General features: G+C 43.1%; 9 protein-coding genes. 4 read left to right on the top strand and 5 right to left on the bottom strand.

Annotation, left to right across the window (positions count from 1 at the left end; translation table 11 throughout):
* The first annotated feature begins 208 nt into the window (after positions 1–208).
* Positions 209–616: a hypothetical protein gene (locus QZW82_RS02135; protein WP_293143813.1), complete on the top strand. Its 408-nt coding sequence runs from the start codon at positions 209–211 to the stop codon at positions 614–616.
* 154 nt (positions 617–770) lie between these two features.
* Here QZW82_RS02135 and QZW82_RS02130 read toward each other — a convergent pair whose 3' ends face one another.
* From QZW82_RS02130 to QZW82_RS02120, 3 genes are all read right to left on the bottom strand, one after another.
* Positions 771–1,625: an Hpt domain-containing protein gene (locus tag QZW82_RS02130; protein ID WP_293143810.1), complete on the bottom strand. Its 855-nt coding sequence runs from the start codon at positions 1,623–1,625 to the stop codon at positions 771–773.
* A 986-nt stretch (positions 1,626–2,611) separates the two neighbouring features.
* Complete coding sequence (locus QZW82_RS02125) at positions 2,612–3,157, bottom strand: hypothetical protein (protein WP_293143807.1); 546 nt, start codon at positions 3,155–3,157, stop codon at positions 2,612–2,614.
* Positions 3,158–3,427: 270 nt separating this feature from the next.
* Positions 3,428–4,342, bottom strand: coding sequence for a DMT family transporter (locus QZW82_RS02120; RefSeq protein WP_293143804.1), 915 nt, complete (start codon positions 4,340–4,342; stop codon positions 3,428–3,430).
* 278 nt (positions 4,343–4,620) lie between these two features.
* Between QZW82_RS02120 and QZW82_RS02115 the strand changes: the two genes are divergently transcribed.
* The gene (locus tag QZW82_RS02115; protein ID WP_293143801.1) at positions 4,621–5,424 is read left to right on the top strand and encodes an SDR family oxidoreductase; all 804 of its coding nucleotides are present in this window, start codon (positions 4,621–4,623) and stop codon (positions 5,422–5,424) included.
* Between the two features lie 464 nt (positions 5,425–5,888).
* On the opposite strand, the gene QZW82_RS02110 is transcribed toward QZW82_RS02115, so the two are convergent.
* Positions 5,889–6,698 carry a calcium-binding protein gene (locus QZW82_RS02110; RefSeq protein WP_293143798.1) on the bottom strand — a complete coding sequence of 270 codons (810 nt, stop codon included), beginning with the start codon at positions 6,696–6,698 and terminating at the stop codon, positions 5,889–5,891.
* A gap of 108 nt (positions 6,699–6,806) precedes the next feature.
* Between QZW82_RS02110 and QZW82_RS02105 the strand changes: the two genes are divergently transcribed.
* Both QZW82_RS02105 and QZW82_RS02100 read left to right on the top strand, forming a co-directional pair.
* Positions 6,807–7,787, top strand: a complete 981-nt coding sequence (locus QZW82_RS02105; RefSeq protein ID WP_293143795.1) for an ATP-binding cassette domain-containing protein — start codon at positions 6,807–6,809, stop codon at positions 7,785–7,787.
* Between the two features lie 152 nt (positions 7,788–7,939).
* Positions 7,940–8,728 carry an ABC-2 family transporter protein gene (locus QZW82_RS02100; RefSeq protein ID WP_293143792.1) on the top strand — a complete coding sequence of 263 codons (789 nt, stop codon included), beginning with the start codon at positions 7,940–7,942 and terminating at the stop codon, positions 8,726–8,728.
* Positions 8,729–8,856: 128 nt separating this feature from the next.
* On the opposite strand, the gene QZW82_RS02095 is transcribed toward QZW82_RS02100, so the two are convergent.
* Complete coding sequence (locus tag QZW82_RS02095) at positions 8,857–12,945, bottom strand: NB-ARC domain-containing protein (RefSeq protein WP_293144017.1); 4,089 nt, start codon at positions 12,943–12,945, stop codon at positions 8,857–8,859.
* Positions 12,946–12,985: the final 40 nt, after the last annotated feature.

The raw sequence follows: 12,985 nt of genomic DNA, 5'->3' as shown, positions 1-12,985 counted from the left end.
ATTGTTCCCTTTCTTCAAGTCGTTTTAATGTTTTTCCACAATTTTAATATTTGTGGTAATATTTTACCATCATAAAAAAGGGGAGATAAATGTGTCTTCAGACCGGCCGACTGACGAAAAGATTAAGTTAAGGTAAGGGTGACAAGATTTGAAAGTCAAGTCGCGTTAAGCTCTTTAAGTATATCCAACAGGCCCGACAATTATACTGATGCTCGACTTCAATACAGTTACTGAGTTTTCTCATACCCACTGCATAGCTATCTGTGCCTTTTTAGTTCCGGCAAACTTGCTGACTACTTTGCAGACAGGGATTTTGACAGGACTAAACCGACCTCGAATGCAAGTTTGGGCGTCTGCGGCTGTGGCCAGCCTTTGGGCTACAGCAATGATATTTCACGTTTTTACCTGGTTCGCGATCGGGGTAGTAATGCCTCCGACATATATCTTGTTAGCTATGGCGATCGCTTGTCTGGCTATCAATATCTGGGCCGTGGGACATCCGGCGAGCATGATGCAATTAATTAGAGTTGCGGTATCAGCTTTTAGGGAAGTTTTAGAAGCAGGAAAAAGGAAGAATTCAAGCGTGAAGTCGGAAGTTCGGCAACGGATTTTGTAACGGGTGTAACGAATAAAATTTTAGCGATCTAGGAAATAAGGAAGCAGAAAGAAATTGGCATCTGGCAGTCTGAAAGATGTCTGGGAGAATATTAGTTTTTACTAATCTGTTCCCTCGTTCCACCTATTAGTTCTGAGTCGTGATTTTATAACCCTTATTCCGGTTCGCGATCGCGACAATCTTCATCTTCCGGGCCGCTGGGATGGATCGTGCAGTTGAGCAGGTGGCCGCCGTCACTTCTGCCGTAATAGTAGCGACATCCCGTGCAAATTGCCGGAGGTTCGATCGCGCTTTGGTAAACCGGATAATCCATAGCCAGCAGTGAGAAGTCGCGCTGCGTCTGAACAGTCCCGATAATAGCGCCTGAAAGTTCGACAGCTTGGCGGATGTTTTCGAGCCTGGTGTAAGGTGGCAGGTAAATGTCAATATAAAGGCGTATGCCGTCGTCTTCGTACTCGTGGCGGGTAATATTGCCTCCGAGCAAACCGACGCGCGACGTAATGGCGGAGGAAAATTCCCCAGCCAAGGTGCAGTAACCGCAGAAAAGGTGAATGTGTTCGTCGGTTACTGCTCTCACAGTCAGGCGAGTAGGAATCAGCACTCTCAGGCAAGCGTCGAGTTCGTCAAAAATCGGTTCGGCGAGGGACAGCATCTGGTTTGCGTCTTCGTTGTTGAGCCCAAAACCCTTAGAAACCTTGCAGACGAGGGCTACTAAAATATCAAAAACTTTAGCTAGCAGCGATTGCAGCCTGCTATCAATGGCGATCGGACATTCTCTGAGCAGTTTTAAATAATCTTCCAAACGATGGGCTACGCGCTGAATGCTGCTAAATCCCAGCATAGCTGCTCCCCCTTTAATCGAGTGCGAGGCTCGGATAAGCTGGTGGATCCTTTGGGGAGCTTGCACGGTGTTTTGCAGGCCCTGCAAGCCTTGTTCCATGATTTGAAGGTGTTCTGCGGCTTCTTCTAGAAAGTAGCCGATAATCCGCTGTAGTTGTTCTGGTAGCATAGTTTTATTCTCCGAAAAGCACCCTAATTGCAGAAAGCAGAAAGCAGAAAGTAAAAATGCTGATATTTTTTAATCTTGAGTCAATATTTAACTGACGGGTGATATAAAACCGGCGTTGCACAGGACACAACACCGCAGTGCGAGCGAAAAGCGCTAGACTCGGAAAGTTAGGATGCCGATGCAAGTGGAAACCAGATTATTTGTCCTTGATATCTATCCTGCCTCACGATCGCGGCGGTGGCAAATATCTAACCAAAGAGGCTTCTGATTGCCCACATTTTTTAACGTGCTAATTTTCTCAACAAGCAAATTCCGCAACCCCTATTCTATCGTTGTTGATGGTTGCTGTCAATAATCTTTACTAATGACAATAGGTTGACGATTTAATACGAATGGCACTGAAATGGTAATGGCAAGCCACAGAGGAATGGGAAGGAAGGCTTGAAGCTGATGCTTGGAGTCTTTAAAATCAGTAGAATCAACAGGAGTCACACAGGAACGCTATATAGCAATCCTTGCAGGAGTCGTAAAATTTTAACCTCACCCCAGCCCTCCCCAAGACATCGAGAAGGGAGTAAGAAATTCACAAATGATTTAGGATTGCTATATATCATTTAACTGGGTAAAGGTGATTCTTTGAGAAGTTTAACTTTTAATTTAATAGACATCTTCAATAACTATTATTGTAGGGTAGGGATGGAGTCTGCCCGAGAGTTTCTTTTTTGGATAAGTCTATGACAATCGCTTGCGAGTTTGAACAAGCGATCGCCCTTTTTGGTACGATATATATATATATATAGTTTGACTGCGTAAGTCCCGATCGCATTAGGAGCGCGAATTAAATAATTTACACAAGGAAAGTGGGATGGGTTCTGGGCCCATCCCACAAGAAGGATAAAAATTGTAAGTTATTTAATTCTCATTCCTTAGTATGCTGAGAGCGCAAGCGATATGGCAACAACGGCTATATCGCTCGTCGGATTTTCCTATTTAGCGACTGTTGCACCGACTTTGGCTGCGATCGCGCCTAAAGCGTTGCGGTTGGCTTGTAGGAGCGTGTTATTTTTCTGCACCATGCTGCCACTCAATTCTGGGGGAGCGGGCAGTTTCACACCTAATTTTTCAGCGATCGCGCGGACAATTTGTCTGTTACCCAACAATAATTTGTGGTTTTCTGCCGCTAAGTCACCGCTCCCTGGGCCTGCAACGCTGGGTACAGTTGCGCCTACTTTGGTAGCGATACTGGTAAAAATAGCTCTGTTTTGCAAGATTAGCTGTTGGTTAACTTGCAAAGGATTGCTACCCGACGGTGCTGCCTCGTTGCTAGCTGCTGCGCCTACTTTAGCAGCAATATTCTTAGCTGTTTGACCATTTTTTAATAGCAAATCGCGATTTTGCTGTATGAGTGTTTGTTCGTTGGCTTGGGCAATAATTGCATTATTAGTAGTAGGTGGTTGAACTAATTGACCAGAGCTTCCCAATAATCCAGATGCCAATAAACTAGCAGTGAAACCAACAATTAATTTAGACATTTTTTCTTTCCTCGATATGTTTTTTTGACAAGCAGTTTTTTTACTGCGTCATCTACCAAAAGAAACATATCAAGACTTTTTTGAGCAGTTTGTCACGAATGTTACATTTCGTAACAAACTTATGCAAAAAGTGCAACTTCTAATTGCAATTTTTACAATTACAGACAGAAAGTAGGTTTTTATAGCAGTTGACAGTTGACAGTTGACGGTTGACGGTTGACAGTTGATAAGCGAAGATATTTGCTATCTTTTTTGCTTTTAACTTATTTACTAAGATTTTTGGGTTCCGAAAGTGGCGGCGGCTACACCGAAGAGGAGTACCGCAGCACCTGCGAGTACGGCCGGTGCGGGCATTTCCCCAAACAGCAAATAACCCAAACTACTCGCCCCAACGGGTTCAAACAAGATGGCAAGAGTTACCAGAGTTGGGGAAATTTGCGCTACAGCCCAGTTTAAAATGGTGTGACCTACTAATTGAGGGAAGGCGGCGGTTAACAAAATGTACAGATATACAATGTTTGGATAACCGGTATAACTGGTACCGAAGGCGAGGGGTAGAGGTAGCAGGACGATCGCAGCAACAGTATAGGCGATCGCGATATAACCGCCAATTTCCAATCCCCGCCGTTGAGCTTCCCGGCCGAGCAACAGATACAAGCTGACAGCCCAGGAACCAGTCAGAGCAAGGAAATCGCCGAATAATTGAGTGTTGCCGGTATTGGCTGCGCCGCCGCTTCCGAGGGCGATCGCCATGGAGCCAGCAAGCGCTATACTAATGCCTGCGATCGACATTTTGCTGAGTTTTTCACCAAACCAGAAGCGGGATAACAGCGCTACCCAGACGGGATTTGTGGTGACAAGGGCTGTGGAAGCTGCGATCGAAGTATAAGACAGTGAGGTGATCCAGAGAGCAAAGTGCAGGGCGAGACACAAACCCGCCGCCGCAGCATATCGCCGAGCTCCGGGCTGTAGGGCTTTCCACTGAATTTTCGGCCAAGCCGGAAGCAGAATTAAGGCGGATAAAGTCAAGCGAGAAGCGGCGAGCACCAGACTGAAACCGAGGCCGCCCGCGCCTGCTTTCTGGTTGGCTAGCCGGATCAAGATTGAGGCGGTTGAGACTGCTAACACGCCAATAGTTAAGACGAGGGCGATCGACCAATTCGACGGTTTTTGCGGAATATTCATTTTTTAGGCATTAGCCAAGCAAGTCATTGATAATTGGCCAAACAAATCATTGATAATTGGTCAAATTTTCGCACAAATTCTCAACACTTTTTATTTTCGTCCTTTCTCATCTCTTCCTTCGCGTCTTCGCGGTTCGTTAAAAAAGTCCGATCGCCATGCTTAAAAAATTGGCCTACTCCAAAAATATTAATCTAGAGCGCGCCTAAAATTAGATTACCTCTGTTATAGTTTCAATTACCGCAGCAAACCATTTTCCTACTGACAATTTATAACAATCTATGGCTCCTACAGTTTTGATTACAGGCGCTTCTCAGGGAAGTGGCAAGGCAACGGCACTGTTATTTGCCCGTCAAGGTTACGATGTGGTGATGGTGGCTCGGGAGCCGGAGAGATTGGCAGCAGCAGCGGCTCAGGTGCAGCGTGAAGGCACTTCGGCTGTGGCGATTGCGGGGGATGTTGGTGACATTCAACAAGTGCGGGCGATCGTCCAAAAAGCCCTGGATACCTGCGGAAACATTGATGTTTTGGTGAATAATGCTGGAATTTGTCTCGCAGGGGCGATCGAGCAAACCACCTCCGAAGATTGGCAGCAATTAATGAATACCAATTTTTGGGGCTGCGTTAACACAATTCAAGAACTTTTGCCACATTTTCTCGATCGCAAAACGGGTACAATCGTCAATGTTGGTTCCATTGGTGGCAAAATGCCCTTACCTCAAATGACTGCCTATTGCGCCAGTAAGTATGCAGTAACGGGTTTGACAGAAACTTTGCGATTGGAATTGGCGCCCCAAGGAATTCATGTTTGCGCGGTACACCCGGGTTTGATTAACAGCGATTTCTTGGAAAGAGCTCAATTTCGCGATCGAGACGAGCCCGCAGTCGAATTGCGCCGCCAACAAATGAGTGAAATGCTAAAATCTGACTGGGCAAATCAGCCGGAAGATATTGCTAAAGCTATCTGGGATGCTGTGAAAAATCAGCGTGCAGAAGTCACAGTCGGCCCTGCCTTCTTGGCATCGGAAGCCTATCGCTTATTCCCCGGTTTGATGCAGTGGGCAATGGAAAAGGGCAAGTTATAATTAGTCAGCAGTCATTATTAGTATGGCAGGGTAAATTTATTGTCGTCAGACAAATTAGGTACGTTGTTGCGCTTCAGCGCTCTTTGCTTATCTTATAAAGAGCGAAAAATTAGGTATGTAGTTGCGCTTCAGCGCTCTTTGCTTATCTTATAAAGAGCGAAAAATTAGGTATGTAGTTGCGCTTCAGCGCTCTTTGCTTATATATATAAAGAGCGCTGAAGCGCAACTACGTACCTTGGCCCAATCTTTGTCGAGCAAACAAACTCAACCTCAAATATTGTACCAAGAATTTTTCTGAAATTGGGATTATTAGTAGACGAGCAATTGCATTCATTCCCAGCAATCTGAAAATCATCTGCGTTAATCTGTGTTTATCTGCCTTACATCTGCGGTTTCTGTATCAAAGTCAGATTTATTTAAGTCTAGTCTAATAAGGTGCGTAGTTCGCACCCTACACCTACAAATTAAAGCAGAGAACTAGCATTAATCAAACGACCGGTTAAATCTGCCGGAGTCACATTCAACACAGTCCCTAACAAAGCATTAGTAAAACCGAATCTAATATTAGTAGCTTCCACACGCCCATTACGATCTGGATCGAGACTTTGCTGCGAGATGCCGCCCTTGGCTAACAAACTCGTTCCCCCCGATAAAGTTCCTGGATCGAGTAACAGTAGTCTCGGATCGTTTAAACTATAACTCACTTGTTCAAAAGTGATATTGCTGCTGGTGAATGCCGTACTAATTCCGATGGAATCGCTAGACTTATCAAAATCGACAATTACGGCGTCAGGAACTTCATTCCCAACTAATCTAAGTCCAGCTTGATCGACTCTCAAAACAAAGACATCGTTGCCCGCACCTCCTTTGTAAACATCCACATCTCTGTCGCCAATTAAAGTATCGTTGCCGTCACCACCGACTAACAAATCAACACCTTGCCCCCCGCGCAGCAAATCATTTCCCGCACCGCCATCAACGAAATCACTATTTTTATCTCCCGTCAAGAAATCGTTTCCAGCTTCTCCCAAAACATCGTCATCAGCTTTGCCGCCGTAAATAGAATCATCGCCGGCACCGCCAAACAGACTGTCTTTACCATCGTTGCCGAAAATCCTTTCTGCATCTGACGCGCCCCTCACAGTATCATTGCCGCCCAGCATCCAAAGTCCCCCAGGAAAACTGGCAAGTTGTCCCGGTGCAAGTGTAATATTTTCAGCAGTATTGTCTCCTACCAAGCGAGGGATGCCTGAATTATCTGGCGTGAGTACCATAGTTGTAAATTTTGTGCTATGTGATAATGGATATCTTGTAATATTCTACAGCTTGGCACAACCCGATCGCGCGATCGCACATTAAAATAAAAGTTAAAACTACAGCCAATGCCAATTATCTTAGTTAAAGACTTAAGCAAAGTTTATCCCGTAGCCATTAAGGAACCGGGACTGAAAGGAACCATGCAGCACTTTTTCAAGCGCACTTACCGCAATATCAAAGCAGTTGAGGGTGTTTCTTTCAGTATTGAACCTGGTGAAGTGGTGGGGTTTCTGGGGGCTAACGGTGCGGGCAAAACTACGACGCTGAAAATGCTGACTGGCTTGATTTACCCGTCTGGTGGTACTGTCACTGTGTGCGATCGTACTCCTTTCCGCCGCGAAGCAGCTTTTCTGCAAAGAATCACCTTAGTCATGGGGCAGAAACAGCAGTTAATTTGGGATTTACCCGTACTCGACTCTCTGCGAATCAATGCCGCAGTCTACGGCATTCCCGATAAAGAATACCGGCAGCGAATTGGAGAATTGACAGAAATGCTGTCACTAGAAGGCAAATTAAATCAGGCGGTACGCAAGCTGTCTTTAGGCGAACGAATGAAAGCGGAATTGATGGCCGCACTGCTGCACCAACCGGAGGTATTATTTTTAGATGAACCGACTTTAGGTTTGGATATCAACGCACAGTTTAGTGTCAGGCAATTTCTGCGAGAATATAACGAGCGCTATCAAGCAACAGTGCTGTTGACAAGTCACTATATGGCTGACATTACGGCTTTATGCAAGCGTGTTTTGTTAATCCATGAAGGGCAATTAGTTTATGATGGCAGTTTGGACGGATTGCTCGACAGGTTTGCACCTTACCGAGAAGTCCAGGTAAAATTAGCCGAACCGCTAGCAAAAGATAGTGCTTTTGCTTACGGCGAGGTAGAATCTATTGAAGGTAATTCAGTCCGGTTTTTGGTCAAAAGGGAGGAGCTGACGGCGAGCGTGTCGAAGATTTTGGCCCAGTTGGAAGTGATAGATTTGACTGTCACAGATCCGCCAATTGAAGAGGTAATCGGTCGAGTTTTTCGCACCGGAAAAGTGTAGAGTTCCCCCCAGATTCCCTAAAAAACAAGGTGTTTTACTCTCAAGAAAAAGATAGGTACGTTGTTGGGCTTCAGCCCTCTTTCGGCGTATATAGAAAGAGGGCTGAAGCCCAACAACGTACCTTTACCTATAATTTTTTTAGTGAGATTGATATGAAAAAAATAATCAGAATTGCTAAAACCTTGCTCCTGACTTACTACGCTTATATGCTCGAATACCGGGCAGAATTATTTTTGTGGGCCCTGTCGGGAGCTTTGCCGTTTATCTTGATGGGCGTGTGGATGCAAGCATCAGAAAGCGGTCAGTTTGGACTAAAGGCGATCGACTTTGCCCGTTACTTTTTGGCAGCTTTCATTGTCCGACAAACTAATGTAGTTTGGGTGATTTGGGAGTTTGAAAAAGAAGTAGTGCAAGGCAAGTTATCTAATAGATTGTTGCAGCCTCTAGATCCAGTATGGCATCACTTCGCATCCCATGTTTCCGAAAGGTTTGCGAGGCTACCGTTTGTATTCGGATTAGTGCTGCTATTTTTTGCACTTTACCCACAGTCTTTTTGGCTACCGAGTTTGGGCAGGTTTTTGCTGTTTTCCTTGGTTGTCGTCTTGGCTTTTTGCTTGCGGTTCCTGATCCAGTATACCTTTGCGCTGTTTGCTTTTTGGATAGAGCGCGCAAGTGCGATCGAGCAATTCTGGTTTTTGATTTACCTATTTTTATCGGGACTTGTCGCACCGCTAGAAGTATTTCCTCCAGCAGTGCGCGAAGTGGTTTTGTGGACTCCGTTTCCTTATTTAATTCATTTTCCTGCTTCAATTTTGATCGGATTACCTGTTGATGTTGGCCGCGGTTTGTTGGTGATGCTGGGTTGGGGTGTGGTGTTTTTTGTGTGGAATCGCTGGCTGTGGCGGCAGGGTTTAAAACAATATTCCAGCATGGGAGCGTAACAGTTGACAGTTGACAGTTGACAGTTGATAGTTGGGAATTCTCTCAATCTTGCAATCTCCCAATCTCCCGATCGTACAATCTAAAATCTAAAATCTCCTGACTGATGACTACTGTCTGCTGTTAAATTCTAAGGCCACCATCGCGCGACATCTTGAATGGCGGTAACAATTTCCATAATTGCATCTTTGCCACCTAATTTATAAATTACTGATGTTAGAACAGCTATAGTATTCTGAAAATCTTTGCGCTTGAGTTTAGATAAAGTGGTTGTCCTTATTTCTAACCACATTTTGTATACCTCATTTTTGGGTTTGGATGATGATTGTTTTTTAAATAAAAGACTTAGAGGATCAGCGCGATACTTTTCATCCTGAATTTGAAGTGCTGTTTCTAATGCCTCGGAGTACAAATTTTTGGGTAGCTTTTCTGCTAAAGATGAGATGATTTGAGCGCGATACTTTTCATCTTGAATTTGACGTGATATTTCTAATGCTTCGGAGTACAAATTTTCGGATAACTTTTCCACTAAAAAAGATGATAGAACTTGAGCGCGATACTCTTCAGACTGAATTTGACGTGCTGTTTCTAATGCTTCGGAGTACAAATTTTGCGACTTTAATTTTTCTGCTAAAGATGATATAACTTGAGCGCGATACTTTTTATCCTGAATTTGACGTGCTATTTCTAATGCTTCGGAATACAAATTTTCTGGCAACTTTTTTATCAAAGATAATAAAAGGTTAGCGCGACTAGATTCGTCCTGAATTTGACGTGCTATTTCTAATGCTTCGGAGTACAAATTTTCTGGTAACTTTTCTATCAAAGATAATAGAAGGTTAGCGCGAGTAGATTTGTCCTGAATTTGACGTGCTATTTCTAATGCTTCGGAGTACAAAGTTTCCGACTGTAACTTTTCCGCTAAAGATGATAGAACTTGAGCGCGAGAATACTCGTTCTGAATTTGATGTGCTATTTCTAATGCTTCGGAATACAAAGTTTCCGACTGTAACTTTTCCGCTAAAGATGATAGAACTTGAGCGCGATACTTTTTATCCTGAATTTGACGTGCTATTTCTAATGCTTCAGAATACAAAGTTTCCGACTGTAACTTTTCCGCTAAAGATGAGAGAACTTGAGTGCGAGCAGATTCGTCCTGAATTTGACGTGCTATTTCTAATGTTTCGGAATACAAAGTTTCCGACTGTAACTTTTCCGCTAAAGATGATAGAACTTGAGCGCGAGAATACTCGTTCTGAATTTGACGTGCTATTTCTAATGCTTCGGAGTACAAATTTTCCGACTGTAATTTTTCCGCTAAAGATGATAGAACTTGAGCGCGATACTTTTTATCCTGAATTTGACGTGCTATTTCTAATGCTTCGGAATACAAATTTTCCGACTGTAACTTTTCCACTAAAGATGATAGAACTTGAGCGCGAGAATACTCGTTCTGAATTTGACGTGCTATTTCTAATGCTTCGGAGTACAAAGTTTCCGACTGTAACTGTTTTGATAAAGATGAGAGAACGTTAGTGCGAGAATACTCGTCCTGAATTAGACGTGCTGTTTCCAATGCTTCGGAGTACAAATTTTCGGGTAACTTTTTTGCTAAAGATGAGAGACTTTGAGCGCGATACTCTTCCTGCTGAATTTGACGTACTATTTCTAATGCTTTGGAGTACAAATTTTCCGGTAACTTTTTCGGTAAAGAGGAGATAATTGCAGCGCACTCATAGCCCAACTTAATTTGACGTGCTGTTTCTAATGCTTCGGAGTACAAATTTTCCGACTGTAGCTTTCCTGCTAAAGATGATAGAACTTGAGCGCGGTTAGGGGCATTCTGAATTTGACGTGCTGTTTCTAATGCTTCGGAATACAAAGTTTCCGACTGTAACTTTTCGGCTAAAGATGATAGAACTTGAGTGCGAGCAAATTCGTCCTGAATTTGACGTGCTATTTCTAATGTTTCGGAATACAAATTTTCCGACTGTAACTTTTCCGCTAAAGATGATAGAACTTGAGCGCGAGAATACTCGTTCTGAATTTGACGTGCTGTTTCTAATGCTTCGGAATACAAATTTTCCGACTGTAACTTTTCCGCTAAAGATAATAGAACTTGAGCACGATACTTTTTATCCTGAATTTGACGTGCTATTTCTAATGCTTCGGAATACAAATTTTCCGACTGTAACTTTTCCGCTAAAGATAATAGAACTTGAGTGCGAGCAGATTCGTCCTGAACTTGACGTGCTATTTCTAATGTTTCGGAATACAAATTTTCCGATTGTAACTTTTCCGCTAAAGATGAGATAACTTGAGCGCGGTTAGGGGCATTCTGAATTTGACGTGCTGTTTTTAATGCTTCGGAGTACAAATTTTCCGACTGTAATTTTTCCGCTAAAGATGAGAGAACTTGAGCGCGAGAATACTCGTTCTGAATTTGACGTGCTGTTTCTAATGCTTCGGAGTACAAATTTTCCGACTGTAATTTTTCCGCTAAAGATGAGAGAACTTGAGCGCGAGAATATTCATTCTGAATTTGACGTGCTGTTTCTAATGCTTCGGAGTACAAATTTTGTGACTGTAATTTTTCCGCTAAAGATGAGAGAACTTGAGCGCGAGCAGATGCGTCATAAATTTGACGTGCTGTTTCTAATGCTGTTGATAATGCTTGCTTTTTTAATTTTTTTTGTAAATAATGTGATATTACAATTAATGAATTTACTCGATCTTGAAAATCTTGTTTTTGCAAAGCATAAGCCAACCCTTTTTCGGGTTTCCAAAATTTATTTTTTATCATCACTAGCAACAACTCTTTTGGTATATTTGCTGACAAGCTATTCAAAGAAGACACGATTAAGCCATAGCGGCACTGTAAACCGATCGACTGCGGTGGATTTTTGTCAAAATCAGTTTCTGTTAATTCCCCAGCACGCGAAACATCCTTTAAAAAACCTGCTACTTGACCTAATTTTTCGCGCACTTCATACCAGCCATTATGACCACTCGCTGACTCTTCCCGCAATAACTGGTGAATTTCTGCTATTTTACCCGCTTTTTCTAAATGCCAAACTAAATATTGATGAATATAACCGTCATCTGGTAAAGTATGCCAATAATTATCTGCGGTTTGCTGTTGATATTTATCTAGTAGTTGAACGTGAGCATCTTTCCAGTTTATCCCCAACCCTAGCAAATCACCTTGACGTTTCGGTTTTGGGGATGCAGTTAACAAATTCCGCGCTAAATCGTGGAATAAATCGTGCAATCTATAAGTTATTGTCCCATCAGCCAGAGTCACGCCAGGTAGTAACAACGCTTGACTGCGGAAATACTGCAAAATATCGCTTGCATCTCGTTCGTCTATATCCCAAAGTGTCGCTGTCATTTGGCGAGTAATGTTTGCATCTTCCGGCAACACCCCGAACCAAGCAAAACACTCTCTATCATATTCTTCTAATCGCTTAATGCTCAGATTTAATGATGCTTGCAAACTGAGTTTTTTAAACTTCTCATCATCACCAATATTCCTAATTCCGGGGTCTTGCAACGATTTTAACCGAGCAATTTCTTGCTGGATATCTGCAATCAAAACTTGCCAAATTGTACCATTAGCAACTTGTACGGCAGCTAATTCTAATGCTAATGGTAAATAACCAACAGCTTTAGCTAAAGCTTTTGCTGACTTAATTTCACCTGTTTCTAGTTGCTTCCCTAATGTTTTGAGTTTCAGCGTCAATAACTCTAATGCTTGCGTTTTCGTCATCACATCTAGGGAATAAGTGATAGCACCAAGCTCATTCCCGATCGAAGTATCGCGAGTTGTGACTAGCATACAACAGCGAGAACCGCCAACATTAAATGCTTTTACATATTCCCACCCGTTATTTTTATCTATCCAAGCATCATCAACTACCAACAGCATTGCTTTATCCATCAGTAGAGTACGCAAATGCAGTGACGTACTCTGCATATCCGTAACGGGATAATTATAATCCCCCAAACCATGCACCCAATCAGTTAATCTTTGGAGAATGTTAGGTTCTTGACCTAAAGTTGCCCAAAGTATACCGTCGCTAAAATGATTTTGGATATCTCCGTCATGGGCTAAAGCTGCGGCTGAAGTTGATTTACCAACCGAACCCAAACCGTGAATCGCGCTGACAACTAAAGTTTGATTATTAGCTAGCAAGCGCTGTTTTAAATCCTTGCTAATTTCTGGGCGGTCTACATAGTAATCTGGTAAAGGTGGTGCT

It is taken from the genome of Microcoleus sp. bin48.metabat.b7b8b9.023, assembly GCF_013299185.1.
In the GTDB taxonomy this organism is placed as follows: Bacteria; Cyanobacteriota; Cyanobacteriia; order Cyanobacteriales; family Microcoleaceae; genus Microcoleus.
This window is presented reverse-complemented; position numbering and strand designations above follow the sequence as displayed.